The sequence below is a fragment of the Streptococcus cristatus genome (assembly GCF_003943535.1).
GTDB classification, from domain to species: Bacteria; Bacillota; Bacilli; order Lactobacillales; family Streptococcaceae; genus Streptococcus; species Streptococcus cristatus_L.
In genome coordinates this window covers 376,563-403,401 of record NZ_RJPU01000002.1, presented here as the reverse complement: position 1 = coordinate 403,401, position 26,839 = coordinate 376,563, and the positions used below count along the sequence as shown (strand labels likewise).

The window sequence follows — 26,839 nt, the reverse complement described above, 5'->3', positions numbered from 1 at the left end:
TACTTATAAAATTGAATGACTAAGTATGGTGTCAACAAATACTTAAACTACAAATGTAAGAGCTTACATTATTATGATATACCATTTCTCACACTTCGTCTACTTAATCATCATTTATACATCGATAAGCTAAGCTTATAATTTTGATATTCAAATTAATTTTTCGAGAAATAAAACAAGCCCTATCAAGGCTTGTTTGCAAAAAACAGCTCATCGATAGGACTTGTTTATATAGTAGAAGCAAATGGAAAACTTCAAAAATGAACTAGATTCTAGCGTTCTACGATGACCGCTGTACCCATACCGCCACCGATACAAAGGGTAGCAAGGCCACGTTTAACGTCACGTTTTTTCATTTCGTGCAAAAGTGTTACCAAAATACGGCAACCTGAAGCACCGATTGGGTGACCAAGAGCAATCGCACCACCATTTACATTGACTTTTTCAGGATCAAGATTCAATTCTTTACCAACGGCACATGCTTGCGCTGCAAATGCTTCATTGGATTCAACCAAATCTAAATCTTCCACTGTAAATCCGCCTTTTTCAAGGGCTTTGCGAGATGCATAAATCGGACCACACCCCATAACTTTTGGATCTAGTCCAGCGCTTGCGTAAGATTTGATCGTTGCCAAAACTGGAACGCCCAATTCTTTAGCCTTATCAGCACTCATAACAACCACTGCTGCTGCACCATCGTTAATACCTGAGGCATTACCAGCAGTTACAGTACCATCTTTCTTGAACACTGGGCGCAATTTCCCCAATCCTTCTAGAGAAGCATCTTTTCTTGGGAATTCATCTGTATCAAATACGATAGGATCACCCTTACGTTGCGGAATTTCAACAGGAACAATTTCTTCTTTGAAACGACCAGCTTCGATCGCTGCAACTGCACGTTTTTGAGATTGCACAGCAAAGTTATCTTGGTCTTCACGTGTAATGCCATATTGTTCAGCAACGTTTTCAGCTGTAATTCCCATATGGAAGGATTCAAAGGCATCTGTCAAGCCATCGCGAAGCATAGTGTCTACTACTTGAGAGTCTCCCATACGAGCGCCCCATCGTTGGTTTTGAAGGACATAAGGAGCTTGGCTCATGTTTTCAGCCCCTCCAGCTACAACGATATCAGCATCTCCACACAATACAGCTTGAGCCGCCAATTGAACTGCTTTCAAACCAGAGCCACAAACTTTGTTAATAGTGAAAGCTGGAGAAGCTACTGGGACACCTGCATTAACACTCATTTGACGAGCTACGTTTTGACCAAGACCTGCACCCAGAACATTCCCCATGATAACTTCATCAACTTGTTCTGGTTTCAAATTTGCTCGTTCAATAGCACTTTTAATAACTAAACTACCTAGATCAACAGCCGAAACATTTTTTAAAGTTCCACCAAAAGAACCTAAAGGTGTGCGGACTGCTGCTACAATAACTGCTTCTTTCATTTCTTGCTCCTTATATCTTAATATTTAAAGAATCCTTCTTTAGTCTTGCGACCAAGCTTACCAGCTTCAACCATCTTCTTCAGAAGTGGAGCAGGACGATACTTAGGATCTCCAAATCCATTATTCAATACTCCCATGATAGCCAAGCAGACATCAAGACCGATCAAGTCAGCCAATGCCAATGGGCCAATTGGGTGATTAGCACCTAGTTTCATTGCTTCGTCAATTTCTTCTGCTGAAGCAATTCCTTCTCCTAAGATGAAAATAGCCTCATTGATCATTGGAATCAAGACGCGGTTAACAACAAAACCATAAGAATCTTTCACGTCTACAGCTGTTTTACCGATTTTTTCAGTCAATTCACGAACAGCTTTGACAACTTCATCTGACGTTTGAAGCGCACGGATAACTTCAACCAATTTCATAACTGGTGCTGGGTTGAAGAAGTGCATACCAATAACACGTTCTTGATGAACTGTCGCAGCTGCAATATCAGTAATAGATAGAGATGAAGTGTTTGAAGCCAAAATAGTTTGAGGGTCAGTCAACTCATCCAACTGTTTAAAAATGCTCAATTTGATGTCGCGATTTTCAGTAGCCGCTTCAATAACCAATTGAACATGTTTAGCATCTTCATAAGATGTAGAAGGAATCAGATTTGCCAAAATGCTGTTTTTATCTTCTTCTGACAAACGACCTTTTTCAACAGAACGAGATAATTGCTTAGTAATACCATCTAGCCCTCTTTGAACAAACTCTTCCTTGATGTCATTGAGATAAACTGTGAAACCTGATTGAGCAAAGACTTGTGCAATACCGCTTCCCATTTGACCTGATCCGATAATCATAACTTTTGAAATACTCATTTTTTTCTCCTATTTACTATCAAAATATAAACTTCAAAAAGAAAGAATCGGAACGATTACTAGCAAATGCTGAGCAATCGTTCCAAATTCATTATTATACAAATGCTCCAATACCAGTAATTTCACGGCCTACGATCAAAGCATTCACTTCATGAGAACCTTCATAGGTGTAGATTGCTTCAGCATCTGCAAAGAAGCGAGCTACATCAGTTTCAAGAGTGATTCCGTTACCACCACACGTTTCACGTGCAAGTGCAACTGTTTCACGCATTACCAATGAGTTGTGCATCTTAGCAAGTGCAGAGTTCAGCATCAATTCGTTACCTGCTTCTTGCATTTCAGCAATACGAGCTGAGTATGAAAGTACTGCCACTGCGTTAGCTTGCATTCTAGCCAGTTTTTCTTGTACGATTTGGAATGCAGCAATTGGACGTTTGAATTGTTGACGATCTTTAGCATATTTAAGAGCAGCTACGTATGAACCACAAGTGATAGCAGTTGCAATGTGAGCAACGTCAGCACGAGTGAATGTCAAGATACGAGCTACATCTCCAAATCCATTGATGTTTACCAAACGGTCTGAATCTGGAACTTCCACGTTCTTCATAGTAATGTGACCATTACGTACGCAACGAAGAGCAGTTTTGTGAGGGATTGGTTCTGCATGATAGCCAGGAGCACCTTTACGAACGATGAAACATTTCACTTTTCCATCTTCAACGTCACGAGCGAATACTGGAACAACATCAGCTGTGTCTGATCCACCGATCCAACGTTTTTCTCCGTTCAAGATCCATTTATCGCCAACACGCTCAGCTGTTGTTGCAAGCCCTCCAGCAATGTCAGAACCTGACAACGGCTCAGTCAAAGCGAAACATCCTTGCCAATCAAATGCAGCTAACTTAGGAAGGAACTCTTTTTGTTGACGCTCGTCACCACCAAGCAAGACTGTGTTGTAGCAAAGTCCACCATGAACTGTGAAGAAAGTCGCTATAGACGCATCGAAACGGCCTAATTCCAAATACAAGAATGCGATGTAAAGTTCTGATGGTTTGTAGTTGCCTTCGCGTCCTTCGAACAATTTAGGGTTGTTCATGATTTGAGCGCCTTTAGCAACTGCATAGAATTCTTCAAATGGGAAATCAGGTGCTTCCCAATATTCATTAATGACTGGACGAAGATGCTTTTCAATCAAACGACGAGTTTCTTGTAATACTTCCGCTTCTCCCAAAGTCAAGCCATCAGCATAGTGGAAAAGATCCTCAGGGTATAGTTCACGTAAAATTTCTTCTTTAGTTGCCATTTTATTGACTCCTTTTGTATAGTTTTTATTTGTATAAGAGCGCTTTCATTTTTATAGCTCAGTATTTGTTGACGCTTTCATTTTATATCTAATATGTCCTAGTGTCTACTTAAGAAAGATTAAGAAGAGCATAAGTCCAGATTATACATATTGATTTAACTGGCTTTGAAAGGCCTTTTTCTAATAAAAACAAGGAAAAACTTTGAATACGATTACAAATTTTAAAGAAAAATCTACTTTGAACTGAATTTTTATATTGAGTATTGAAAAAGAAAAAGCCCATCTGGGCTTTTCAGCATTATTATCGGATTTGCTCAAAATGCAGATGGACAGCGATATGGTCACCGTAACCACTGCGTTCCAAATCACGCTGCAAGCGGTAGGAAATATAATGCTCAGCAATAGTGATATAGCCTGCTCCCAAGAGACGGTTTTCAACCATAGACTGAATCATACTGATAGTGGCACGCTCAACCTTGGCTTCTTCCAAATCTAACACGACTTTTTTTGTGACCAAGGCTAGATTTTGACGGAGGTCGTCTGTCAAGACATAAACAGTTTGAGCTGCTTTTAATACCGCTTGATAGATTTTATCTGGGTCAAAGTCAACGACTTCCCCACTGCGTTTAATAACTTTCATAAGATACTCCTTTATTTATATATTTCTGATATAGTGTAAATCTCTGGCTTGACTGCTATCAATCCAATTTTCAGTGGAAAACTCAAAGACAAAACCTTCTTTTTCATAAAATGGAAGACCGATAACATTTCCTTCAGTTACTGTAACGGCTTGCTCTCTAGCCTGATATTGTGATTTTTGGTAACTTGTCAAGATCTCCAGTAATGCATGGCCGATTCCCAAACGTTGAGCCTGCGGCAAGACGTAGAGAACATAAACATTGGCTCTGCCGTCCTCACTCATTCCACCACCAATACAACCAAGCACCTGCCCATTCATTTCTGCCAGCCAATAGCCGTTCCATTCGGTAGAAAGTTCAGTCAAGTCCTTATACAAACGTTCCTGGCTATAAAAAATGTCAAACACTCGCTCTATGTAGGAAGAGGAATAAATATCTTTATAGGTAGCCAGCCAAGTTTCTCTACATATTTTTTGGATTTGTTGCCAATCATCCTTGCTTGCCTTACGAACCCGCATTTCTTCACCTCTCAAGTGAGAACTTACCCTATCATTATACAATTTTTTCTTGTTTTTTCAAAAAGATAGGACTAACTAATCAGGCATATACTATATACCATTTTGCTCTGATACAATATCTTGTTTCTTGTAACGATATTGCATTTTCCAATGATTTTCAGATACTTCTTCTAATTTCAGAGTTTTGTTAATCTTATTAAAAGGCAGTTTCTCTTCCTCAACTTTCTTTAGGAGCTCGACTAATAAGTATCCGCCAGCATTTAGAGAAATTAAACTATCATCCTCACTATCGTATTGAAGTAAAACTTTCTTAGTCGGTTTGTGGATGACATTATAAAGATTGAAAGCCCTTTTAATGTCAAAATTCTTCTCTTTGTCGGCTATCATTGACACAGTATGCAACTCTAACCGACCGATTTTAAAAGCCCCGAACAGACTGACAACAATCCCTAATCCAGCAAGTGTTTCCCAGATGAGAGAGAAAAGTTTTAAATCCCAATCTGTTATAAGGTTAAGAAGTAGATAAAGAGCCCCCAAACCGAACCCTAACAAAATTAGACCTGCGCCATAAAAACTTGCCTTATCACCAGTTCGAATAATTGGCTTATCGTAAACTCTCTTCCCCTCAAGTTTTTCCAGACTGCGCTTTGCCTTGTACTCTTCAATTCGTTGACTATGCTTTTCTGTCATACTATTTAATCACACCTTACTTATCTATATAAAATCTAAACCAAAATTGCCGATCAATAATCTGGTCTTAGAACCCCTTTAACAGTCTCTTTGGTCGCCTCATAATCGCCATCAACTACAACCTTGATAATACGCTTAGCATCTTCTTCAGGAGCTGGCACAAGCGGTAAGCGGGTTGGACCTGCTGCAAAGCCCATGTAATTGAGAACGGCCTTGACTGGGGCTGGGCTTGGATAAGAGAACAGGGCATTGACTTTAGGGATGAATTTCCGTTGGATTGCTGCTGCTTTTTTAATGTCATTGTGCTCGATAGCATCCAGCATTTCAAACATTTCATCACCATTTGTATGAGAAGCAACGGAAATAACTCCATCAGCCCCCAGATTCATAGCATGAAAGGCATCGCCATCCTCACCCGTATAAATCAAGAACTCCTCTGGACGATGTTCAATCAAATAAGCCATATTAGCCAGACTCGTACATTCCTTCACGCCGATAATATTTGGGTGCTCTGCCAGCCTCAACATAGTCTCAGGTGTCATCTCGACTACTACCCGCCCTGGGATATTATAGATAATAATCGGCAGGTTTGAAGCATCCGCAATGGCTTTAAAGTGCTGATACATGCCTTCTTGAGACGGTTTATTGTAATAGGGAACAATGGCCAAACCTGCCGCAAAACCACCAAACACATCTACTTCTTTGACAAATTCGATGGAGTCGCGCGTTTCGTTGGTACCGACACCAGCTATCAAAGGAACACGACCCTTGACAACTTCCTGTACAGCCGCAAACAATTCTAACTCTTCATCGTGAGTCAGGGTCGGACTCTCTGCAGTCGTTCCAGCTAGCAAAATCCCATCCGTATGGTGAGCCAACAAATGCTCAATCAAATCTGGAATGGCCTCAAAATTGATGGAGCCATCTTCATGAAAAGGCGTAATGAAAGCTGTGATGATTTTACAATTCTTCAAATCTGCGTATGCCATAGACTTACCTCTCTTTGTATGAAAAGAGGATTGAATGACAGATATTCAATCCTCGACCTGTCACATATTTCCAGACAGTTTATTTTAACTCAAAAACAACTTCTTCCGTCGGACGGACCAAGCCACGCTCATGCAGAGTTTCAGCGATTTGGACAGAGTTCCAAGCAGCACCTTTAAGAAGGTTATCTGAAACAATCCACATGTGAATTCCTTTTTCAGCATCCAAGTCCTTACGGATACGACCAACAAAGGTATCACGTGAGCCAACAGCATTGATAGCTTGAGGATAGATTTGATGAGCTACGTCATCCTCAAGAATGGCACCTGGGAAAGCTGCAATGGCTACCTTGACTTCTTCAATTGGAGCCACTTCTTTCGTTTCAATGTAAACAGACTCAGAGTGAGCTGACAAGACTGGAATACGTACACACGTTGCTGAAACTGCGATGCTATCGTCTTCCATAATTTTCTTGGTTTCCTTAGTCATCTTCATCTCTTCGTAAGTGTAATCATTGTCAGTAAAGACATCGATTTGCGGAAGAGCATTAAAGGCGATAGGATAGTGTTTCTTGTCACCGCCTGAAGGCAAGATTTCCGCATGTAAATCACGTGGGTTCACACCGTCATTCAACACTTCACGAAGTTCACGTTGTGTTTCAAGAATCGCACCCATACCAGCACCAGAGACTGCTTGGTAAGTTGAAACGATGATACGGTCCAAGCCCCATTGCTGACGGACTGGCTCCAAGGCCACCATCATCTGAATAGTTGAGCAATTGGGACAAGCGATAATCCCTTTATGCTGATCTAGTGCATGAGCGTTTACTTCTGGAACAACCAGAGGCACATCAGGATTTTGGCGGAAATATGAGGTGTTGTCCACTACGACTGCACCAGCTTTAACTGCATACGGAGCATATTTTGCTGAAGTAGAGCCACCAGCTGAGAAAAGAGCGATGTCTACGCCTTCAAAGGCAGTTTCTGTTGTTTCTTCAATGGTAACATCTTGTCCCTTGAACTGAAGAACCTTACCAGCTGAACGAGCAGAAGCCAAATAACGGATCTTATAAATTGGAAGTGTTGATTCTTCCAGCATTTTAATCATTTGAGCGCCAACAGCACCAGTGGCACCAACTACAGCAACTGTATATCCCATACAATCCACCTCTGAATTTTCTAAAAATTTTGTATATTCTAGTATTATACTATTTTTAAGGAAAAATGCAAATATTTCTAAAGAATTATGGACTTATTTTGTTGCAATGCTCAGCGCTCACAATACTGACCGTCTCAGTATCAATGTCTCTAAGTTCAACCGCGGATAACTGTCTTGCATTTCTAAGAGTAGTTTCATCAGGAGTAATAGCACTCACGACGCCAACCGTCTCAGTATCAATGTCTCTTAGATCAGCTTCGACCAATGGTCTCGCCAATCTAAGAGACATAGAAAAATCCCCAATCCGTAGACTGGGGATAAGGGCACTTTCGTGTGATCAGCAGGTTCACACAACTGATCAAGGTCCGCTCCTGCGTTTATGACCTCCCATACTTCAATTTGCAGAAAATCTGCATATCGACTCATCGCACCTATCTATCATAAGCTATAGCGTAGAAAATGTCAAGCCATAAAGATTGGTCAACCATCACAGATACTTACTTCCCTCTCGGATACTAAGCGCAGCCATTTCTGCCTGATGCCGTTTTATGAAATCCTTGACCCAGTCTGGATTGGTTTTGGAATAATCTCTCAGCGCCCAGCCGATGGCTTTGTTAATGAAGAATTCCGTTTGACCTAAATTATTCACTAAAATTTTCTCCAATAGTTCTGTGTCAGTATCTTCTTTTCGCAGCAACTGATGGTCAATAGCCAAGCGCCGCAGCCAGATATCCTCATCACGACTCCAAGCTAAAATAATCTCTTTGGTTTCTGGAAATCGGGCAATGATGGATCCGACCAAGCGGTCCAGAAAGTCAATGGTATCCCACCAAGATTTTGTTTGGGCAAGCCTTTTCAAACGCGGCAAGTCAGATGGAGTCAATAGCTTCTTGCGAATCTCCAGATAGTCTAGCGCGGCATACTGTAATTCTCGATAAGGATTTTTCCAAGCTTCATTTATAAAATTCCAGTCAATGACGGTGTCAGTCTGCTGTTTGAAAAAAGCCTTTGCGAGTTTCCGCCTGGCTGGAGTCTTGACTCCTAGAAACTCAAATTTATTTTTCATATAGGCTTTCATAGCCACCGCATCATCTGGGTTAGCTACAGCTTTTAACTCTTTTACCAATTCCTCTACATTCATATCTTACTCCAGCAATTCACGGTCATAAATAGTGTAGTCACAGCGATAAATCACGAGACGCTTACCGTCAATCAGTAATTCAGAGGTTTTGGGAGCATCAGATTTATCGAGAGAGACTCGGTCGCCAGCATAGGCTGCCAGAGGAGTCCCGTTTTGAGAGCGAATCAGAATAACCTTTTTCTTTCCGGTAAAGTCGTTTTTAAAGGCTGAAATCATGCGATTTAAAACAGGGACAGAATGGCTATTCTCCTCAACATCTGCAGTCTTTTGATATTGAGCAAACACATCTTTCAAGCCTTTTTCTTCTGCAATCAAGGAAGAGCCCACATGGTCAATCTCATACTTACCCAAGGTGATTTTGAGCACAGATGAGTCTTCTTTGGAATTCCCTTCCGAATCGACTGAGTCAAACTCCTCGTTACGCGAGATGGACAGGGACTTGCCCGACATCTGGTCGATGAGTTGAGAATTCTCATCATAGGTGCGAACCGTCATTTCCAGCCCCAGCCATTCTTCCTTGGCATTTTTGAACCACTTTTCAACGGACTGACAGCCAGTCAAGGTTAAAAGGGCAATGCTTAGAAGAGTTATTAATAGGTATTTCTTTTTCATTATTTATGCTCCATATTTTTTTCGTATAAGGAAATTTCTTTTGCAATTTGTGATTTGGCTGCTTTTCCCGTCAATACTAACTTGAGAGGCCTCATCACTTGCAGTCCTAGGCCTCCCATTGCATAGTAAGACAGGCGATAGTAAAAATAATTTACAAATTCAATGATGGCAAACAACCAAAGTAAAACTCCAATAATGATATTACTGCTACTACTCACTCTAAAAGACCAGATCCAAATCGGTATATATGCAAGCAGCATCATAAAATCCAGCGCTTTTAGCCCTTTATAAAGAGGTGCAAGCAGTTTAGTTTTCAGTGCCTTCTTCTTTTGGATTCGTTTCAAACAGTTAAGCCAATAGATGGAACCTTGAACCAATATCAGATTAAGAATTAACAATGGGAAATAAAGGACGGCACTGGATGTGGCAAATCGGGTCTCTGGTTTCGTATACAGGGCATACACGATGCAAAATAATACAACACTTATCGATTCCCCCGAGGCCAAATAAATTAATTCCTGTTTGAGACTTCTTTTTTTCAATGTTCATCCTCCTATGAGCAAAAACTAGGTAATGGGAATACGGCTTTATTATATCAAAATATCTGGAATTTAAGTCTAAAAGAGAGAGGCCAGGCTCTGTTTAGCCCAACCTCTTCTTATATCTTAAATTCAATTAGAACAAACCAATGGCTGTACCGTCTGCTGCCACATCCATATTGAGTGCTGCAGGACGTTTTGGTAGACCTGGCATGGTCATGACATCTCCTGTCAAAGCCACGATAAAGCCCGCCCCAAGCTTTGGAACCAGTTCACGAATGGTAATTTCGAAATTCTCTGGCGCGCCCAGAGCAGCAGGATTATCTGAGAAGCTATATTGTGTTTTAGCCATACAGACTGGCAGCTTGTCCCAGCCGTTCTTGACGATTTCCCGAATCTGAGTTTGTGCTTTTTTCTCAAAGTTCACTTTTGAACCACGATAGATTTCTGTGACAATCTTCTCGATTTTCGCTTCAATTGTTGAGTCGTTGTCATAAAGACGAGTGTAGTTTGCTGGATTTGCGTCAATGGTTTTGACAACAGTTTCAGCCAGAGCCACACCGCCATCAGCGCCATCAGCCCAGACACTAGCAAGCTCAACCGCTACCCCGATTTCTGCACAGAGTTCCTTAAGAGCAGCAATTTCAGCTTCCGTATCAGAGACAAATTCATTGATAGCTACTACCGCTGGAATACCGAACTTACGGATATTTTCAACGTGACGTTTAAGATTCGCAAAGCCAGCACGTACCGCCTCAACATTTTCTTCAGTAAGTGCATCCTTAGCCACACCACCATTCATCTTGAGCGCACGCAAGGTTGCCACAATCACGACTGCGTCTGGAGAAGTTGGCAAGTTTGGAGTTTTAATATCAAGGAATTTCTCAGCACCAAGGTCCGCTCCGAAGCCAGCTTCAGTCACTGTATAATCAGCCAAGCGTAGCGCTGTACTAGTCGCCAAAACAGAGTTACAGCCGTGGGCGATATTGGCAAATGGTCCGCCGTGGACAAAGGCTGGTGTTCCGTAAATAGTCTGTACCAGATTTGGCTTAATCGCATCTTTTAAGACCAAAGCAAGAGCCCCTTCTACCTCAATGTCACGAACATAGACTGGTGTGCGGTCATAGCGATAACCAATAACGATGTTAGCCAAGCGATTTTTCAAATCTTCAATATCCGTTGCCAAGCAAAGAATCGCCATGATTTCAGAAGCAACCGTGATATCAAAACCATCTTCTCGCGGAATACCATTGACTGGACTCCCCAATCCAATCGTTACATGGCGAAGGGCCCGGTCATTCAGGTCAACCACCCGTTTCCAGATAATGCGGCGCTGATCAATTCCCAGAGCATTTCCCTGATGCAAATGATTGTCGATAAGAGCAGACAGAGCATTATTAGCAGTCGTGATGGCGTGCATGTCACCAGTAAAATGCAAGTTAATGTCTTCCATCGGTAGAACCTGCGCGTGACCGCCACCAGCTGCTCCTCCTTTAATCCCCATCACTGGCCCAAGAGATGGTTCGCGAATAGCAATCATCGTTTTCTTGCCAATTTTGTTAAGCGCATCAGCTAATCCAATGGTAATGGTAGACTTACCTTCTCCTGCTGGCGTTGGATTGATTGCTGTTACCAAAATCAGCTTGCCGACAGGATTTTTCGCTACCTCACGAATTTTGTCAAAACTGAGCTTGGCCTTGTACTTTCCATACAGCTCCAAGTCGTCATAATCAATGCCAATCTTTTTTACCACATCCACAATAGGCTGTAATTCAACACTCTGAGCAATTTCGATATCTGTTTTCATTAAGGAACTCCTCTAATTTGATAAAACTATTATAACAAATATGATACAAAACTGCACATTTAAACTCCAATAACAACATAATGTTCGGTAATTACTTTAAATATTTTTGCATGATGCATCTTTTCTAGTAACAAAATAAGTTTGGCTAAATTGAGTATTAAGTTAATTTTATTTTACTAAATTCATTTTTTCTTGTAGAATAAAGCTATGAATATATTGATTACCTCTGGCGGAACTAGTGAAAAAATCGACCAAGTCCGCTCTATCACTAATCATTCGACGGGTCAACTTGGAAAAATGATAGCCGAGCATTGCTTGGCCGAGGGGGCTTCGGTGACTCTGCTGACAACGGCTAAAGCTGTCAAACCTGACCCGCATGACAACCTAACGATTAAGATCATTGAAGATACGGAGCAGCTCTTGACAGCTATGGAAGGGCTGGTGCCAGCTCATGATGTACTCATTCATTCGATGGCTGTTTCTGACTATAAACCAGTGTATATGGCAGGATTTGAGGAGGTTCTTGCCAGTTCAGATTTGGCTGAATTTCTGGAAAAAAGTAATTCTGAAAGTAAGATTTCATCTGCCGATGACTATCAGGTACTTTTCCTCAAGAAAAATCCTAAAATCATCAGCAAGGTCAAGGAATGGAATCCCAATATTCGATTGATTGGCTTTAAGCTCCTGGTAGGTGTCTCTAAAGAAGAGTTACTAACTACTGCTAGAGCCAGCCTTGAAAAAAATCAAGCTGAATTAATTGTAGCCAACGATTTGACTGAAATTTCTAGCGGGCAACACCACGCCTATCTCCTAGGAGCAGACACTATCACAGAAGCTTTCTCCAAGGAAGAAATTGCTGAACAATTGTTAAGCCATATCCAGAAAGGAGACAGTTCATGACCCATATTACTCTCGCTGTCACGGGCAGTATTTCGGCCTATAAAGCAGCAGATATTACGAGCCAGCTGGGTAAGCTAGGCTACAGTGTGTCTGTTCTCATGACAGAAGCTGCCAGTCATTTTATCACCCCGCTGACCTTACAGGTTTTATCAAAGAATCCTGTTTCCCTTGACCTTATGGACGAGCCGAGGCCAGACAAGGTCAACCATATTGAAATTGGCAAAGAAACGAATCTCTTCTTAGTCGCTCCTGCCACAGCCAATACTATCTCTAAACTGGCTAACGGTCTGGCAGACAATGTGGTAACTGCTACAGCCCTTGCTCTCCCATCTCATGTCAAAAAAGCCATCGCGCCAGCTATGAATACCAAGATGTATGAAAATCCACTGACTCAGCATAATTTGGAAAGATTAAAAAAATTCGGCTGGGAGATTATCGAACCGCGTGAAGCTGTTCTAGCTTGCGGAGATCATGGGACTGGCGCTCTAGCTGATGTCAATATTATTATAGAAAAAGTAAAGGAAATTATAAATGAGAAAACAATCTAGTATCGCGCAAATTGCTATCTTTTTTGCTATTATGTTAGTACTCCATCTGCTGAGCTCTGTTATTTTCAACCTACTACCGGTTCCGATTAAACCGACCATTATTCATATTCCAGTCATTATCGCTAGTATTATCTACGGACCGCGAATTGGAGCTGTTCTTGGAGCCCTGATGGGGGTAATCAGTGTGGTGACCAACACCGTTATCCTGCTGCCAACTAGCTACCTCTTCAGTCCTTTTGTAGAAAACGGTAGTATCAATTCATTGATGATCGCTATGGTTCCACGTATTCTAATCGGAATCACTCCGTATTTTGTCTACAAATGGATGAAAACTAAGCCAGGTTTAGTTTTAGCTGGTGCCGTGGGCTCAATGACTAACACCATTTTCGTTCTCGGAGGAATTTTCATTCTATTTTCATCTGTTTACAATGGAGACATCAGAGCCATGCTTGCACTGGTTTTATCAGCCAATTCAATCTCAGAAATGATTATATCCGCTCTCCTTACAGTTGCAATCGTTCCAGCACTTGAAAAACTAAAAAAATAATCACTTAAGTGATTATTTTTTTACTCTATTTTTATTCACTTTTTCAAAGGATTTCATTATTTTTTAGGTCAGTACTTTCAAAAAATATGAAAATATGTTACAATGAAAGCGATTAAACAAACAAGAAAATCTTGCGGCTTATCCTTAAAGACGCGGTGATTTTCTATCTTAAATATAAAGGAGACTCCATCTATGACCTATCACGAAAACTTCAAAAAATGGCTTGACTTCGCTGAACTTCCTGACTATCTTCGGAAAGAGTTAGAAGGTATGGACGAAAAAACTAAGGAAGATGCCTTTTATACAAACCTTGAGTTTGGTACTGCTGGTATGCGTGGTTTAATTGGCGCTGGTACCAACCGTATCAATATCTATGTTGTCCGTCAGGCAACTGAGGGTTTGGCTCGCTTGATTGAAGAAAAAGGAGATGAGTTCAAAAAACGCGGTGTTGCGATTGCTTACGACTCTCGTCATTTCTCACCAGAATTTGCCTTTGAATCTGCTGCAGTCTTAGCTAAACACGGTATCAAGTCTTATGTATTTGAAAGCCTACGCCCAACACCAGAACTTTCATTTGCAGTGCGCCATTTGGGAACTTTTGCTGGTATCATGATTACAGCCAGCCACAACCCTGCTCCATTTAACGGCTACAAGGTATATGGTGAAGACGGCGGACAAATGCCTCCGCATGATGCAGATGCATTGACTGATTACATCCGTGCGATTGAAAATCCTTTTGCGATTGAGGTAGCTGATGTTGAAGCTGAAAAAGCTTCCGGCTTGATTGAAGTGATTGGCGATGCTATTGATGCTGAATACCTCAAGGAAGTTAAAGATGTCAATATCAACCAAAAACTGATTGACGAATACGGCAAGGACATGAAAATTGTCTACACACCACTTCATGGTACTGGGGAAATGTTGGCCCGTCGCGCTCTTGCCCAAGCAGGATTTGACTCTGTTCAAGTTGTTGAAGCGCAAGCAACTCCAGACCCTGACTTTTCAACTGTTAAATCTCCAAACCCTGAAAGCCAAGCAGCCTTTGCCTTAGCTGAGGAATTAGGCCGTAAAGTTGGTGCAGATGTCTTGGTCGCAACTGACCCAGATGCTGACCGTGTCGGTGTAGAAGTTCTGCAAAAAGATGGAAGCTACCTCAACCTTTCAGGCAACCAAATCGGAGCTATCATGGCTAAGTACATCTTGGAAGCTCATAAGAGTGCTGGAACTCTGCCAGCTAACGCAGCTCTCTGCAAATCTATCGTTTCTACTGACTTGGTAACTAAGATTGCTGAAAGCTACGGTGCAACCATGTTCAATGTCTTGACTGGTTTCAAATTTATCGCTGAAAAGATTCAAGAATTCGAAGAAAAGCACAATCACACTTATATGATGGGATTTGAAGAGAGCTTCGGTTACTTGATTAAACCATTCGTACGTGATAAAGACGCTATCCAAGCAGTCTTGGTTGTAGCTGAGCTAGCTGCCTACTACCGCTCACGTGGTTTGACTCTGGCTGACGGTATTGAAGAAATCTACAAAGAGTATGGTTACTTTGCTGAAAAGACTATTTCTGTAACCCTGTCTGGTGTTGATGGAGCCGAGCAAATCAAGGCTATCATGGCTAAATTCCGTGACAATGGTCCGAAAGAATGGAACCAAACAGCTATTACTGTCGTAGAAGACTTTAAGGCTCAAACTGCTACTGCTGCAGATGGTACTGTTACAAACTTGACAACTCCTCCAAGCGATGTGCTGAAATACACCTTGGCTGATGGTTCATGGATTGCTGTCCGCCCATCTGGAACTGAACCAAAAATCAAGTTCTACATTGCCGTTGTCGGCGATAGCAATGAGGATTCTCAAGCTAAGATTGCAAATATTGAATCGGAAATCAATGCTTTTGTAAAATAAGCAATTATAAAAGATGAGACGAACCAATCTCATCTTTTTTTCGTATCAAATCTAAGCAATTTTAGAAACTTTATGGCATACTAGTTTTATCAAAAGAAATGAGGATTATTTATGGAACAATTTGCTCAAAATATTAAAGACTTGGAAGTCACAACTGTTGACCGAGCTCGTCAAGCGATTGCTGACAAAGAAACTGCAACTTTCTTCGTTGGTCGCAAAACTTGCCCTTACTGCCGTAAATTTGCTGGAACATTGGCTGGTGTTGTGGCTGATACCAAGGCACATATTTTCTTCATCAATAGCGAAGAAGCTAGTGAATTAGAGAAATTGCAAGCTTTCCGCTCTGAATACAGCATTCCGACGGTTCCTGGTTTTGTTCATGTTCAAGACGGCCAAGTAGCTGTTCGTTGTGATTCTTCTATGACTGCAGATGAGATTAAAGCTTTTGTTGGAATTTAAGCACAAGTTCCCATTTAAAGGGTAGTTTATTTGTCTCACGCCTTACAGAGCAAGAAGGACTATAAGTTATTTTAAAAACAAAAAAGACAAACTATATTGTTTGTCTTTTATTTTTCTTTTAAAGTATATATCGGAAAGCCGTGTTCTACTATTCTATCATCTAGTTTAAAATAATTTTTAAACCAATGTTTATATTTTTTAAATAAAGCTTCAATACAGATATACAGGATGATTATTAAAAAGATAAATAGAAAAGCATGCCAATCTTGAAATTTCGAGGAACTCTCAATGAACATATCCCAGTATGCACATGAGAAGAGCAAAAGAACTACTAAAATTAAATTCACATATAAAATATAGCTCACAAAGAAAAGAAATTGATGTTTCTTTGATCTTTTACTGTAATAGACTTTATAGTTTTCGGTATGTCTTTCGAAGACAGGCAAGTGAAAGGAATAGCGTCCGCTCCCGAACTTAGCTAACTCAGGTAAGGCATGATAGCCACACCAATGGAAGCATTTATAGATGAACTCGCGAGTCAAAAAATAAATATTTAAACCTATAAAAATTAGAATAATGATGAAGTCAGTTCTCGCAGTTGGGGAAAATATCCACTGAAAATAAAGAAGGCAATGTAAGAAATTCAAAGCTCCTAATATAAAATAAATGACACCAGCAAGTCTGCTACGACGTCCAATAAAAGTTTTATCTGGAGGACTAGGGGTATGGGACATATTTTAGTGATTTCCTATTCTTCGTAAATTTAATCGAGTACAACAGACTATTGACCTTAGTTTCCATCTTTTACGTTTCTAAAAGCCTCCCACATCTTCTGCTGGGGCTTGGCAAAGGGGTAATTACCAAAGTCTTCTGGATGAAGCCACAAGACCTCTCCGTCAGCTGCGTGCTGGCTATCTTTAACACGGCCATAAGCCAGCTGGATATGCCACTTGCGATGACTGAATACATGTTGCACCTTTGGAAAGGACTTCTGCTGCCAATCGACAGTCAAATCATAATCCTGCTCAAAGCTTTCTTGAGGAGACAGATCCAGACTGGGCTGATTTTCAGCCACCTCAAACAAGGACATCTGATTTTCAGTTTGAAATTCTTCGACTTCAATCAAGGGAAAATGCCAAAAACCTGATAACAAGCCAGCGGCCTCATTCTTTTCAAGCAAGAACTGTCCCTGTTCATTTTCGATAATCAAGCCTTGCAGATAGACCGGAACTGGCTTCTTTTTAGGTGCTTTAATGGGATATTTATCCATAGTTCCGTGCAAATAAGCTGCGCTGAACTCTTTTACAGGGCTGTCTTCTGGATGAGGATTGACAGGAGCTTCGATATCCGATCCCAAATCCATCAACGCCTGATTGAAATCTCCAGGTCTGCCTGGATCAATCAGAATCTCCATCATAGCCTGAAAGACCTTGCGATTGCTGGGTTGACCAATATCTAAATCCACTTCAAACAATCGACTCAGTACCCGCATGACATTGCCGTCCACCGCAGGCTCAGCTAGACCAAAGGCAATACTAGCAATAGCACCAGCCGTATAAGGTCCAATCCCTTTGAGGCTAGCAATTCCTTCATAGCTATCAGGAAATTTTCCATCAAAATCCGTCATTATCTGCTGGGCTGCCTTTTGCATATTTCGCACCCGCGAATAATAGCCCAAACCTTCCCAAGCTTTGAGCAATCTCTCCTCGGGCGCTTGCGCTAAGTCGGCCACAGTTGGAAACCAGTCAAGAAAACGCTCATAGTAAGGAATCACCGTATCCACACGTGTTTGCTGCAACATAATCTCAGAAACCCAGATATGATAAGGATTATTGGACCTACGCCAAGGCAGATCGCGCTTGTTTTCATCATACCAAGTCAATAATTTCTTGCGAAAAGAGGCTATTTTCTCTTCTTCCCACATTTCAATTCCAAATTTTTTTAAATCTACCATTTCTCTCATACTTAAACAGACTAAAAAAGATGAATCACTCATCTTTTTTAGTTATTTTATTGGTCAACACTTTGTGCAGCTGTAATCAGTGTTAAGTTATAAACGTCATCTGAATTACATCCGCGAGAAAGGTCGTTTACTGGCTTGTTCAATCCTTGAAGAACTGGACCGACAGCTGAGAATCCACCTAAACGCTCTGCCATTTTATAACCGATATTTCCTGCTTCAATGCTTGGGAAGACAAAGACAGTCGCTTTACCTGCAACCTTGCTTCCTGGAGCTTTCAAGGCTGCTGTGCTTGGTACAAAGGCAGCGTCAAATTGTAATTCCCCGTCAACTTCTAAGTCTGGGCGCAAATCATGGACCAACTTAGTCGCTTGTACCACTTTATCAACGCTTTCTCCAAAGCCAGAACCTTTAGTCGAATAGCTCAGCATAGCAATCTTAGGATCAATGCCAAACATTTTAGCTGTCACGGCTGAGTTAATCGCAATTTCTGCCAAAGCTTCTGAATCAGGATTGATGTTAATGGCACAGTCGCTGAAAAGATAACGTTCTGAACCACGCACCATGAGGAAGGCACCTGAAGTTCTTGTTACATTTGGACGTGTTTTAATGATTTGCAAAGCTGGACGCACTGTGGCAGCTGTAGAGTGGATAGAGCCAGAAACCATACCATCTACGATACCGAGATAGACTAGCATAACCCCAAAATAGTTAACGTCTGTTTTTAAAAGCTCAAGAGCTTCTTCTTCACTGATTTTGCCCTTACGACGCTCTACAAGAGCCGCCACCATCTCTTCCAATCTGTCATAGTTTTTAGGGTCTATAACTTCATATCCGTCCATGATATTTTCGATTTCCAAGTAAATACGAATTTTATCTGGATCTCCCAAAAGAACTGGTGTAACTTCTGATTCTTTTACTATGCGTTTAACCGCTTGAAGAATACGTGGTTCTTGTCCTTCTGGCAATACAATACGAACATTTTTACCAACAACTGAGTCTCTTAGACTTTCAAAAACTTCCATGAGTTTCTCCTTTAAAAATTAATTATTTTTTGTTAACGATGTAATGGTGTTTTGGAAATCAATCGGCAACTGGGATTCCAATTGGAGCTGCTTTTCCAAAAATGGATTATAAAAAGATAAAGAGTGACAATGCAAGGCCTGACGTGTAATTCCCGCTTCCAAAGTCCCTCCATAGAGATCATCTCCAAGGAGAGGAAATCCAAGATGGGCAAAGTGCACACGAATCTGATGGGTCCTCCCTGTATGCAGACGAATGTCTACCAGATAGATATCGCCAAACTGCTCCACAACCTTGTAGCTGGTATGAGCATACTTGCCATCCTTTGTCACACATCTGGTGATGATGCTGTCAGGGTCGCGTCCGATCGGCGCAATTATATCTCCCTCCGCTTTAAGCTCACCGCTCCCCTGAACGAGCGCATGATAACGTTTTTCAATCATTTTTTTCTGCAGTTGCTTATCCAGTCTTGCATGAGCATAGCCATGTTTTGCAAAGAGCATGAGTCCACTGGTATCGCGATCTAATCTCGTTACAATGTGAACCTGCTGATTTTCATAATCTTGCCGAATATAGTAAGCCTTAACAAAGTTTGCCATCGTATTCGAATGGTTGACACTAGGAATACTAGCTACTCCGGCAGGTTTATCTAAAACTAGAAAGTGCTCATCTTCATATACGATCGACAACTCACGATCCACGGCTTCTAGGCTTTCAAAGCCTTTCTCAGAAGGGATATCTACTGTCACCTTATCGCCAATATCCAGCAAATAAATGGCATTTTGAGATTGACCATTGACAAGAATATTCCCACCTGCAAACTTCACTTTGGCCAAAAGGGCTTTTGAAATTTCATGCTTTTTCAAAAAAGTTTTGACTTTGACATGCTCATCCGCAATAAATTCAAATCTCATTCTTGGCACTCCTCGATAAAGGAGTCTCTCACGCGGTTCCAAAAGCTGGTATGGCTAGGCGAAGCCACAAAGTTAATCTTATGATTATCAATTTGGTACTCAATACGGACAATATTTTTATAAGAAAATGTTTGATTATCAACCGCTATGGTATAGTAATCATTGCGTGTCGGCAGCAGCTCAATCTTATCTTTTTTAGGAACGATAACTGAGGAACCTAAAGTACGATACACACGATTATTCAGACTAGCAATTTCTGTTACTTGCAAGGCTTCAATCGTTGGATGTAGAACAGCTCCTCCCAATGATTTATTGTAGGCTGTGCTTCCAGTAGGCGTTGAGACAGAAATCCCGTCGCCTCTAAAACGCTCAAAATGAACATTATTGATGACCACATCAACAACCATGGTTCTGTCGGAGCGTTTAATCGTTGCTTCATTGAGCGCACGAATCGTCCGCGTTTCCCCATTTTCAAAGGTTAGCTTGACATTTAAAATCGGATAAGAGACCTTGGCACCTGTGTCCAATTTCAGATTTTCCACTAATTTATCAATTTCAAAGTCTCTGTAATCTGTATAAAAACCCAAATGTCCGGTATGGACACCGACAAAACGCACCTTATCCAGTTGCTCTTCATATTTGTGAAAGGCTGATAGCAGCATCCCATCACCACCGACAGAAATCACGATATCTGGATTTTTGGGTGTCAGGATAAAGCCTGCTTTCCGCAATTTTTGCATCAGAGTTTGAAATACTTCCTCACTCTGCCTTTTGCGATTGCGGATTATCGCTATTTTTTTACCTGTATTCTTCATCTGTATCGTCACTATTTCCAACACCGTCATTTAGCTTGCGGTGCAGAGGATCAAAGAGTGCTTGTGCTTCTTGGATGGCATCACGAATGGCTCCCATCTCTTCATCTAGCTGATAGGCGAGATTAGCTGTTGTCTCCAAGCGACGTTTGATTTCCTCTGGGAATTCTCCTTTATACTTATAGTTTAAAGAGTGCTCAATCGTTGCCCAAAAGTTCATGGACAAGGTACGAATCTGAATTTCTGCTAAGATAACTTTATTTCCGTTAATCGTATCTACTGGATATTCAACGATGGCATGGTAGCTACGGTAACCACTGTCTTTCTTGTTTTTGATGTAATCACGCTCCTGAACGATACGCATATCTGTCCGATTTCGCAAAACTTCCAAAACTTCATCCACATCGTCTACAAATTGAACCATGACACGCAAACCAGCAATATCCTGCATCTCTTGGGCTAAGTTTTCCTCAGTAATCCCGCGAAGTTCCATTTTTTCCTTGATGCTTTCAATATGTTTTACGCGACCAGTTACAAACTCGATCGGTGAATGGCGTTGCTGTTTGCGATACTGTTTGCGAATGCCACGAAGCTTTATTTTCAACTCACCAACCGCCTGAATATATGGATCCAGAAAATCTTCCCAATCTATTGTCATATACATACCTTGTCATCTATTCGTTTTTTGTATAAAATAAACACAGTTGTTATTATAACATAAAATCGCTTTCAGATAAAGAAAAGGATTTAAAAATGAACCATTTAGAAATTGAATACAAAACAATGTTAACAGAAGACGAACATAAACGACTTCTGACCTTCTTTGATCATGTCCAGCCAATTTTCCAAGTCAACTATTATATTGATTCGGCTGACTTTGCTCTCCGTGAAGCTCGTATGGCTCTGCGAGTCCGAACCACTCCTGACGCTGCTGAGTTTACTCTAAAAATTCCTCAAAAACTTGGAAATTTCGAGTACAACCAAGCATTGTCCAAAGATGAATCTAAAGAAATTACAGAAAATTTGCAATTTCCTCAGGGAGAAATCCTAGATAAACTCCAAGAAAAAGGAATCCCAGTTGACAAACTAACAATACTCGGAACTCTTGAAAATATTCGATACGAAAAACAAGATGCACTCGGACTTTTTGCCTTAGACGAAAGCCATTACTTTGGCAAAAAAGATTTCGAATTAGAGTTAGAGATCAATGATATCGAAGAGGGGGAGCAAAAGTTCATAGACTTTTTAAACGAAAATCAAATCCAATACAAGCCTGGTAAAAGTAAGATTGCCAGATTTGCCGAAAACTTGTAAAAATGCTGAAATAATCTCATTTTTTTGGTAAAATAATATTTATAAATCTAAAGAGACAAAAAGAGGATGGTCATTCTAATGTCAGACAAAAAAAATATGAAGCTTTTCTCCCTCAATTCCAATCACTCAATTGCTGAGAAGATTGCTGAAGCTGCCGGAGTACCTTTAGGCAAGCTTTCTTCCCGCCAATTTTCTGATGGTGAGATTCAGATTAACATTGAGGAAAGTGTCCGTGGCTATGATATCTATATCATCCAGTCTACCAGCTTCCCAGTCAATAATCACTTGATGGAGTTATTGATTATGGTTGATGCCTGTAAACGAGCAAGTGCCAATACCGTAACTGTGGTTATGCCTTATTTTGGTTATGCTCGCCAAGATCGGACAGCGGCTCCTCGCGAGCCAATCACTGCAAAACTCGTTGCCAATATGCTGGTTGGAGCTGGCGTAGACAGAGTTATCTCACTTGACCTTCACGCTGTCCAAGTACAAGGCTTCTTTGATATTCCTGTCGATAATCTCTTCACTATTCCATTGTTTGCCGAACATTATTGCAATATGGGATTAACTGGCGAGGATGTTGTCGTCGTTAGCCCGAAAAATTCTGGCGTGAAACGCGCTCGTAGCTTGGCGGAATATCTCGACGCTCCAATCGCCATCATCGACTATGGTGAAGATGAGGCAGGACGCTCCGAAGGATATATCATCGGTGAGGTTGAAGGCAAAAAAGCAATTTTGATTGACGATATCTTAAATACCGGTCGTACCTTCTCAGAAGCTGCTAAAATCGTTGAACGTGAAGGGGCTGTCGAAATCTATGCTGTCTCAAGTCATGGTTTATTTGCAGATGAAGCTGCAGACTTACTAGACAGTGTTCCTATCCGAGAAATCTTAGTGACTGACTCTGTTGATACAAAAGAAAAGACTCCGAAGAATGTTCACTACATCACAGCCAGCGAGTTGATTGGTGATGCTATCGTGCGTATTCAAGAGAGAAAACCAGTCAGCCCACTTTTTGCTTTTCAAAAGAAATAAGGGATAAATTTGTGATTTATTTAGATAATGCTGCTACGACTGCCTTGTCACCTGCTGCAATTAAATCTATGACTCAGGCAATGACAATCTTCGGCAATCCATCCAGTACCCACAGCCACGGTCGAGAAGCTAAAAAACTGCTCCGACAAGCTCGCGAAGATATTGCTAAAGTTCTACACACACAGAGCAAAAATATCCTCTTTACATCAGGTGCTACTGAAAGCAATAACACTGCAATCAAGGGATATGCCTTACGCCATCAGAATCAAGGCAAGCATATTATCACTACAGCCATTGAACACCATGCTGTTTTAGAGCCTGTTGAATACTTAGTGGAGCATTTTGGCTTTGAAGCGACTATTATTCAGCCAGTAGATGGGCAAATCCGAACGGAAGATATCAAGAATGCTCTCAGATCAGATACTATCCTTGTCTCAGTCATGGCTGTCAACAATGAAACAGGCTATATTTTGCCGATTCAAGAAATTGGTGAATTACTAAAGGATCATCCTGCTGCTTTTCACGTTGACGCAGTCCAAGCGGTCGGAAAGCTCCCTGTCTATCCTGAAGAATGGGGAATCAATTTCCTGAGTGCATCAGCCCACAAATTCCACGGTCCAAAAGGAGTTGGATTTCTCTATGCTGACCAGATGGATTTTGATAATTTCATGCATGGCGGCGATCAAGAAAACAAGCATCGAGCGGGTACAGAAAACCTCGTTTCCATTGTCGGAATGGCAACTGCCCTTTCTGAAAATGTTGCCCATTTAGAGGAAAATCTTGAGCATGCCCAGCAGTTAAAAGATACTTTACTGGACAACCTAACGGATATAGACTACTACCTAAACGAAAGTCAGCCCAGCCTGCCTTATGTTGTCAATATTGGATTTCCAAACCAAAAGAATGATCTTATCTTGCTTAAAATGGACCTTAATGGCTTTTCAATCTCGACTGGCTCTGCTTGTACAGCTGGTGCTGTTCAGCCCAGTCATGTCCTTCAAGCCTTATATGGCCCAAACTCTGAGCGCTTAAAAGAATCCATTCGTATCAGTGTATCAGACCAAACTAGCATCCAAGAAATCAAACTATTCAGCCAAAAACTAAAAGAAATACTAGGAGGATAAGATGGCTTTTCAAACATCTGTTAGCTTAGCAAACTGCGACTTCACCTACTCACTCCATCCAAATGTTAAGAAATTTACCTTACGGGACAATACATTTGCTGAAACAAAAGTTGGTAATTATGAGCTTTCTCGTTTACTTGAAGCGGTTCCCAATAGTGGCGATGGATTCTTGCTTAAGATTATCGTCAATAAAGATCTAAGCGGAGTAAAAATCAATATTACGGACAAGTCTGGTTTAAGATTGGTTAATATCTTCAAATCAGAAAAACACCATATTATTCAGCAAAAATTCTATTTCTTGATGGATAGTTTAGTTGAAAGAGACATTTTTGAAAAAGCCCCCCAATAAGCGAAATTCTAAGAATTTTGCTTATTTCTATTATTTTATCTATCTTTATTAGTATAATAATATTTTGTTCATCAAATTAGTTGATTTTTTCACAAGCTTTCTATAGAATAGAAGATAGAAAGGTCGTGATTTTGTGAAAACTGAAAAAAGCAATTCTATTCCACGTGCTACTGCTAAACGGCTCTCCCTCTACTACCGAATTTTCAAGCGATTTAACGCGGAAAATATTGAAAAGGCCAATTCAAAACAAATCGCAGAGGCGATTGGAATCGACTCTGCGACTGTTCGGCGTGACTTTTCTTACTTCGGTGAGTTAGGTCGTAGAGGTTTTGGCTACGATGTCAAGAAACTAATGAATTTCTTTGCCAATCTTCTCAACGACAACTCGATTACAAATGTCATGATCGTTGGTGTCGGAAATATGGGCCGTGCTCTTTTACACTACCGCTTTCATGAACGGAATAAAATGAAGATTGTAATGGCCTTTGATACAGATGATTATTCTGACGTCGGGACCACCACAAATGATGGAATTCCTATTTATGGAATTTCTCAAATAAAAGAAAAAGTCCAAGAAGGAAACGTAAAGACTGCCATTCTGACAGTTCCGAGCGTTAAGGCACAAGAAGTCGCATCCGTCTTGGTTGATGCTGGTATCAAGGGAATTCTTTGCTTCTCCCCAGTACACCTATCTGTCCCTAAAGATGTGGTTGTACAATATGTGGACCTAACCAGCGAACTCCAAACCTTACTCTACTTCATGAGAAAAGATGATGAGTAAGGTAAGAAAGGAAACAGACACTTTATGAAAAAACCGATTATCGGTATAACAGGAAACCAAAGGGATATTCCCAACGATCAATTTATCCATATCAGTTATACTTCAACTGGCTTTATCGAGGGAGTCAATAAAGTTGGAGGAATCCCAATTATCTTACCAATTGGTGATGAAGCCTTAGCTCACACCTATATCACTATGATCGATAAACTGATCCTTACCGGTGGACAAAATGTCCATACTCATTTCTACGGCGAGGAACAGACTATCGAAAGTGATGATTATCTGCTTCAAAGGGATCTATTTGAACTAGCTCTCATCCGAGAAGCACGCAAGCAAAACAAACCTATTTTTGGTGTCTGTCGTGGTACTCAGCTTTACAATGTCGCCATGGGTGGCACACTTCACCAAGACATTGAGAATCACTGGCAAGATAGCACTGCTCAATACACTACACAGACTATGGTCACTAAAAATGGCTCCATCCTCCATGAATTATACGGACCTACTTGTCAAATCAACTCATTCCATCACCAAAGTATCAAGGATCTAGCGAAAAATCTAGAAGTCATAGCCTACGATCCTCGGGATAAGGTCATTGAGGCTGTTACCTCGACTGATGGGAGTCCATTTCTTGGTGTGCAGTGGCATCCAGAATTTCTATTTCCCACAAGAACAGGTGATTTAGCCTTGTTTGATTATGTCGTTCACAAACTTTAGATCAAATCCGTTTTTTCACGATAGCTATAATAATTATTTTTTGAAACAATTAAATGATCTAAAAGAACCAACCCCATTAGTTCACAAGCTTCTTTCATGTGTTTGGTGACCTCGTCGTCATTCTTACTTGGTAAAGTCACTCCAGAAGGATGATTGTGTACAAGTATAATAGATGTCGCCAAGTGTTTGAGAGCATAATGCAAAATCTCGCGCGGTTCAGCAATACTTCTAGTTACCGTTCCTACAAAGATTGTCTGCTGATGGATGATCTGGTTTTGACTGTTGAGATAAATAGCGACCAAACACTCCTGCTTTTTATCTCCCAATTCTACCTGCATTTTACGAGCCAGTTTTTGACTTCCAAGGATTTGCTCCCTCTCCAGAACTTCAGCCTTATTGATACGGCAGCCAAGCTCAATAATGGCTTGCAACTCAACAGCCTTCACAGGGCCAATTCCTGAAATTGTCTGCAATTCTTGCAAAGTCAGATATTTCAAATCATTCAAACTAGAAATCGATGATAAAATCCTTTGAGAAACTTGAAAGACAGTTTCTTTTTTGCTGCCTGTTCGCAAAAATATAGATAGCAATTCCTGATTACTAAGTTTATCCGCTCCTTCTCTTATCAGCCGTTCACGCGGCATCATACTTATGTCATCCTGCAATGAAATACGATACATATCAACCTCCTTACTTATTAATTCGCTATTAAGTAAAAAAAAGAACCTAAATAAA

The 26,839-nt window shown here is 40.8% G+C and carries 29 protein-coding genes; 11 read left to right on the top strand and 18 right to left on the bottom strand.

Going from position 1 to position 26,839, the window contains the following annotated elements; genetic code table 11:
* Positions 1-272 precede the first annotated feature (272 nt).
* From D8790_RS05235 to D8790_RS05170, 12 genes are all read right to left on the bottom strand, one after another.
* A complete protein-coding gene (locus tag D8790_RS05235) occupies positions 273-1,451 on the bottom strand; it encodes an acetyl-CoA C-acetyltransferase (RefSeq protein ID WP_125387827.1) in 1,179 nt (392 codons plus the stop codon).
* A gap of 17 nt (positions 1,452-1,468) precedes the next feature.
* Positions 1,469-2,317: a 3-hydroxybutyryl-CoA dehydrogenase gene (locus D8790_RS05230; RefSeq protein ID WP_061908982.1), complete on the bottom strand. Its 849-nt coding sequence runs from the start codon at positions 2,315-2,317 to the stop codon at positions 1,469-1,471.
* Between the two features lie 94 nt (positions 2,318-2,411).
* The gene (fadE, locus tag D8790_RS05225) at positions 2,412-3,620 is read right to left on the bottom strand and encodes an acyl-CoA dehydrogenase FadE (RefSeq protein ID WP_005590354.1); all 1,209 of its coding nucleotides are present in this window, start codon (positions 3,618-3,620) and stop codon (positions 2,412-2,414) included.
* Between the two features lie 301 nt (positions 3,621-3,921).
* Entirely contained in the window at positions 3,922-4,260 is a 339-nt protein-coding gene (locus tag D8790_RS05220) for an ATP cone domain-containing protein (protein WP_015604984.1), read from the bottom strand.
* Between the two features lie 15 nt (positions 4,261-4,275).
* Positions 4,276-4,776: a GNAT family N-acetyltransferase gene (locus D8790_RS05215; RefSeq protein WP_125387826.1), complete on the bottom strand. Its 501-nt coding sequence runs from the start codon at positions 4,774-4,776 to the stop codon at positions 4,276-4,278.
* 90 nt (positions 4,777-4,866) lie between these two features.
* A complete protein-coding gene (locus tag D8790_RS05210; RefSeq protein WP_125387825.1) occupies positions 4,867-5,466 on the bottom strand; it encodes a hypothetical protein in 600 nt (199 codons plus the stop codon).
* Positions 5,467-5,519: 53 nt separating this feature from the next.
* Positions 5,520-6,455 carry a 4-hydroxy-tetrahydrodipicolinate synthase gene (gene dapA / locus D8790_RS05205; protein ID WP_125387824.1) on the bottom strand — a complete coding sequence of 312 codons (936 nt, stop codon included), beginning with the start codon at positions 6,453-6,455 and terminating at the stop codon, positions 5,520-5,522.
* A gap of 79 nt (positions 6,456-6,534) precedes the next feature.
* A complete protein-coding gene (locus D8790_RS05200; protein WP_125387823.1) occupies positions 6,535-7,611 on the bottom strand; it encodes an aspartate-semialdehyde dehydrogenase in 1,077 nt (358 codons plus the stop codon).
* 487 nt (positions 7,612-8,098) lie between these two features.
* A complete protein-coding gene (locus D8790_RS05185) occupies positions 8,099-8,752 on the bottom strand; it encodes a DNA alkylation repair protein (protein ID WP_125387820.1) in 654 nt (217 codons plus the stop codon).
* Positions 8,753-8,755: 3 nt separating this feature from the next.
* Positions 8,756-9,367 carry a DUF5052 family protein gene (locus D8790_RS05180; RefSeq protein WP_125387819.1) on the bottom strand — a complete coding sequence of 204 codons (612 nt, stop codon included), beginning with the start codon at positions 9,365-9,367 and terminating at the stop codon, positions 8,756-8,758.
* Positions 9,364-9,906 (bottom strand): hypothetical protein, encoded by a 543-nt coding sequence (locus D8790_RS05175; protein ID WP_125387818.1) that lies wholly within the window; start codon positions 9,904-9,906, stop codon positions 9,364-9,366. Before D8790_RS05175 ends, D8790_RS05180 begins: the two co-directional genes overlap by 4 nt.
* Before the next feature lie 133 nt (positions 9,907-10,039).
* Complete coding sequence (locus tag D8790_RS05170) at positions 10,040-11,710, bottom strand: formate--tetrahydrofolate ligase (protein WP_125387817.1); 1,671 nt, start codon at positions 11,708-11,710, stop codon at positions 10,040-10,042.
* 207 nt (positions 11,711-11,917) lie between these two features.
* Between D8790_RS05170 and D8790_RS05165 the strand changes: the two genes are divergently transcribed.
* The 5 genes from D8790_RS05165 to D8790_RS05145 all read left to right on the top strand — a co-directional run bounded on the left by D8790_RS05165 (position 11,918) and on the right by D8790_RS05145 (position 16,075).
* Positions 11,918-12,610 carry a phosphopantothenate--cysteine ligase gene (locus D8790_RS05165; RefSeq protein WP_125387816.1) on the top strand — a complete coding sequence of 231 codons (693 nt, stop codon included), beginning with the start codon at positions 11,918-11,920 and terminating at the stop codon, positions 12,608-12,610.
* Positions 12,607-13,158, top strand: coding sequence for a phosphopantothenoylcysteine decarboxylase (coaC, locus tag D8790_RS05160; RefSeq protein WP_125387815.1), 552 nt, complete (start codon positions 12,607-12,609; stop codon positions 13,156-13,158). The genes D8790_RS05165 and coaC overlap by 4 nt, the downstream gene beginning before the upstream one ends.
* Positions 13,142-13,705 (top strand): ECF transporter S component, encoded by a 564-nt coding sequence (locus D8790_RS05155; protein WP_125387814.1) that lies wholly within the window; start codon positions 13,142-13,144, stop codon positions 13,703-13,705. The genes coaC and D8790_RS05155 overlap by 17 nt, the downstream gene beginning before the upstream one ends.
* A 192-nt stretch (positions 13,706-13,897) precedes the next feature.
* Positions 13,898-15,616, top strand: coding sequence for a phospho-sugar mutase (locus D8790_RS05150; RefSeq protein ID WP_125387813.1), 1,719 nt, complete (start codon positions 13,898-13,900; stop codon positions 15,614-15,616).
* A gap of 111 nt (positions 15,617-15,727) precedes the next feature.
* Positions 15,728-16,075 carry a DUF6568 family protein gene (locus D8790_RS05145; RefSeq protein WP_125387812.1) on the top strand — a complete coding sequence of 116 codons (348 nt, stop codon included), beginning with the start codon at positions 15,728-15,730 and terminating at the stop codon, positions 16,073-16,075.
* Positions 16,076-16,865: 790 nt separating this feature from the next.
* On the opposite strand, the gene mutY is transcribed toward D8790_RS05145, so the two are convergent.
* The 5 genes from mutY to yjbM are packed head-to-tail and all read right to left on the bottom strand — an operon-like array spanning position 16,866 to position 21,442.
* Positions 16,866-18,029 carry an A/G-specific adenine glycosylase gene (mutY, locus tag D8790_RS05135; protein ID WP_125387810.1) on the bottom strand — a complete coding sequence of 388 codons (1,164 nt, stop codon included), beginning with the start codon at positions 18,027-18,029 and terminating at the stop codon, positions 16,866-16,868.
* A 56-nt stretch (positions 18,030-18,085) separates the two neighbouring features.
* A complete protein-coding gene (gene pta / locus D8790_RS05130) occupies positions 18,086-19,060 on the bottom strand; it encodes a phosphate acetyltransferase (RefSeq protein WP_125387809.1) in 975 nt (324 codons plus the stop codon).
* Between the two features lie 18 nt (positions 19,061-19,078).
* On the bottom strand, positions 19,079-19,972 hold the full coding sequence (locus D8790_RS05125) for an RluA family pseudouridine synthase (RefSeq protein ID WP_125387808.1): 894 nt from the start codon (positions 19,970-19,972) through the stop codon (positions 19,079-19,081).
* Positions 19,969-20,787: an NAD kinase gene (locus tag D8790_RS05120; RefSeq protein ID WP_005590379.1), complete on the bottom strand. Its 819-nt coding sequence runs from the start codon at positions 20,785-20,787 to the stop codon at positions 19,969-19,971. Before D8790_RS05120 ends, D8790_RS05125 begins: the two co-directional genes overlap by 4 nt.
* A complete protein-coding gene (gene yjbM, locus D8790_RS05115) occupies positions 20,771-21,442 on the bottom strand; it encodes a GTP diphosphokinase (RefSeq protein WP_037585978.1) in 672 nt (223 codons plus the stop codon). Before yjbM ends, D8790_RS05120 begins: the two co-directional genes overlap by 17 nt.
* A 95-nt stretch (positions 21,443-21,537) precedes the next feature.
* On the opposite strand from yjbM, the gene D8790_RS05110 reads away from it, so the two are divergent.
* The 6 genes from D8790_RS05110 to D8790_RS05085 all read left to right on the top strand — a co-directional run bounded on the left by D8790_RS05110 (position 21,538) and on the right by D8790_RS05085 (position 26,104).
* Positions 21,538-22,098, top strand: coding sequence for a CYTH domain-containing protein (locus tag D8790_RS05110; RefSeq protein WP_125387807.1), 561 nt, complete (start codon positions 21,538-21,540; stop codon positions 22,096-22,098).
* Positions 22,099-22,176: 78 nt separating this feature from the next.
* A complete protein-coding gene (locus D8790_RS05105) occupies positions 22,177-23,133 on the top strand; it encodes a ribose-phosphate diphosphokinase (protein WP_081105361.1) in 957 nt (318 codons plus the stop codon).
* A gap of 11 nt (positions 23,134-23,144) precedes the next feature.
* A complete protein-coding gene (locus tag D8790_RS05100; protein ID WP_125387806.1) occupies positions 23,145-24,257 on the top strand; it encodes a cysteine desulfurase family protein in 1,113 nt (370 codons plus the stop codon).
* Position 24,258: 1 nt separating this feature from the next.
* On the top strand, positions 24,259-24,606 hold the full coding sequence (locus D8790_RS05095) for a DUF1831 domain-containing protein (protein ID WP_061908934.1): 348 nt from the start codon (positions 24,259-24,261) through the stop codon (positions 24,604-24,606).
* A 133-nt stretch (positions 24,607-24,739) separates the two neighbouring features.
* Positions 24,740-25,387: a redox-sensing transcriptional repressor Rex gene (locus D8790_RS05090; RefSeq protein WP_005590387.1), complete on the top strand. Its 648-nt coding sequence runs from the start codon at positions 24,740-24,742 to the stop codon at positions 25,385-25,387.
* A 24-nt stretch (positions 25,388-25,411) separates the two neighbouring features.
* Entirely contained in the window at positions 25,412-26,104 is a 693-nt protein-coding gene (locus D8790_RS05085) for a gamma-glutamyl-gamma-aminobutyrate hydrolase family protein (RefSeq protein ID WP_125387805.1), read from the top strand.
* Here the strand turns inward: D8790_RS05085 and radC are convergent.
* Positions 26,101-26,784 carry a RadC family protein gene (gene radC / locus D8790_RS05080; protein WP_061422797.1) on the bottom strand — a complete coding sequence of 228 codons (684 nt, stop codon included), beginning with the start codon at positions 26,782-26,784 and terminating at the stop codon, positions 26,101-26,103. The two genes, D8790_RS05085 and radC, sit on opposite strands and share 4 nt — an antisense overlap.
* Between the last annotated feature and the right edge of the window lie 55 nt (positions 26,785-26,839).

Excerpts from the sequence above, each read along its gene's own strand:
- D8790_RS05185 (WP_125387820.1), bottom strand. The coding sequence starts at position 8,752 with ATGAATGTAGAGGAATTGGTAAAAGAGTTAAAAGCTGTAGCTAACCCA.
- D8790_RS05120 (WP_005590379.1), bottom strand. The coding sequence starts at position 20,787 with ATGAAGAATACAGGTAAAAAAATAGCGATAATCCGCAATCGCAAAAGG.
- D8790_RS05215 (WP_125387826.1), bottom strand. The coding sequence starts at position 4,776 with ATGCGGGTTCGTAAGGCAAGCAAGGATGATTGGCAACAAATCCAAAAA.
- D8790_RS05200 (WP_125387823.1), bottom strand. The coding sequence starts at position 7,611 with ATGGGATATACAGTTGCTGTAGTTGGTGCCACTGGTGCTGTTGGCGCT.
- fadE (WP_005590354.1), bottom strand. The coding sequence starts at position 3,620 with ATGGCAACTAAAGAAGAAATTTTACGTGAACTATACCCTGAGGATCTT.
- D8790_RS05125 (WP_125387808.1), bottom strand. The coding sequence starts at position 19,972 with ATGAGATTTGAATTTATTGCGGATGAGCATGTCAAAGTCAAAACTTTT.
- D8790_RS05165 (WP_125387816.1), top strand. The coding sequence starts at position 11,918 with ATGAATATATTGATTACCTCTGGCGGAACTAGTGAAAAAATCGACCAA.
- pta (WP_125387809.1), bottom strand. The coding sequence starts at position 19,060 with ATGGAAGTTTTTGAAAGTCTAAGAGACTCAGTTGTTGGTAAAAATGTT.
- D8790_RS05230 (WP_061908982.1), bottom strand. The coding sequence starts at position 2,317 with ATGAGTATTTCAAAAGTTATGATTATCGGATCAGGTCAAATGGGAAGC.
- D8790_RS05220 (WP_015604984.1), bottom strand. The coding sequence starts at position 4,260 with ATGAAAGTTATTAAACGCAGTGGGGAAGTCGTTGACTTTGACCCAGAT.
- D8790_RS05095 (WP_061908934.1), top strand. The coding sequence starts at position 24,259 with ATGGCTTTTCAAACATCTGTTAGCTTAGCAAACTGCGACTTCACCTAC.
- D8790_RS05150 (WP_125387813.1), top strand. The coding sequence starts at position 13,898 with ATGACCTATCACGAAAACTTCAAAAAATGGCTTGACTTCGCTGAACTT.
- D8790_RS05105 (WP_081105361.1), top strand. The coding sequence starts at position 22,177 with ATGTCAGACAAAAAAAATATGAAGCTTTTCTCCCTCAATTCCAATCAC.
- radC (WP_061422797.1), bottom strand. The coding sequence starts at position 26,784 with ATGTATCGTATTTCATTGCAGGATGACATAAGTATGATGCCGCGTGAA.
- D8790_RS05235 (WP_125387827.1), bottom strand. The coding sequence starts at position 1,451 with ATGAAAGAAGCAGTTATTGTAGCAGCAGTCCGCACACCTTTAGGTTCT.
- D8790_RS05170 (WP_125387817.1), bottom strand. The coding sequence starts at position 11,710 with ATGAAAACAGATATCGAAATTGCTCAGAGTGTTGAATTACAGCCTATT.
- D8790_RS05145 (WP_125387812.1), top strand. The coding sequence starts at position 15,728 with ATGGAACAATTTGCTCAAAATATTAAAGACTTGGAAGTCACAACTGTT.
- D8790_RS05155 (WP_125387814.1), top strand. The coding sequence starts at position 13,142 with ATGAGAAAACAATCTAGTATCGCGCAAATTGCTATCTTTTTTGCTATT.
- D8790_RS05085 (WP_125387805.1), top strand. The coding sequence starts at position 25,412 with ATGAAAAAACCGATTATCGGTATAACAGGAAACCAAAGGGATATTCCC.
- dapA (WP_125387824.1), bottom strand. The coding sequence starts at position 6,455 with ATGGCATACGCAGATTTGAAGAATTGTAAAATCATCACAGCTTTCATT.
- coaC (WP_125387815.1), top strand. The coding sequence starts at position 12,607 with ATGACCCATATTACTCTCGCTGTCACGGGCAGTATTTCGGCCTATAAA.
- D8790_RS05210 (WP_125387825.1), bottom strand. The coding sequence starts at position 5,466 with ATGACAGAAAAGCATAGTCAACGAATTGAAGAGTACAAGGCAAAGCGC.
- D8790_RS05110 (WP_125387807.1), top strand. The coding sequence starts at position 21,538 with ATGAACCATTTAGAAATTGAATACAAAACAATGTTAACAGAAGACGAA.
- yjbM (WP_037585978.1), bottom strand. The coding sequence starts at position 21,442 with ATGACAATAGATTGGGAAGATTTTCTGGATCCATATATTCAGGCGGTT.
- mutY (WP_125387810.1), bottom strand. The coding sequence starts at position 18,029 with ATGGTAGATTTAAAAAAATTTGGAATTGAAATGTGGGAAGAAGAGAAA.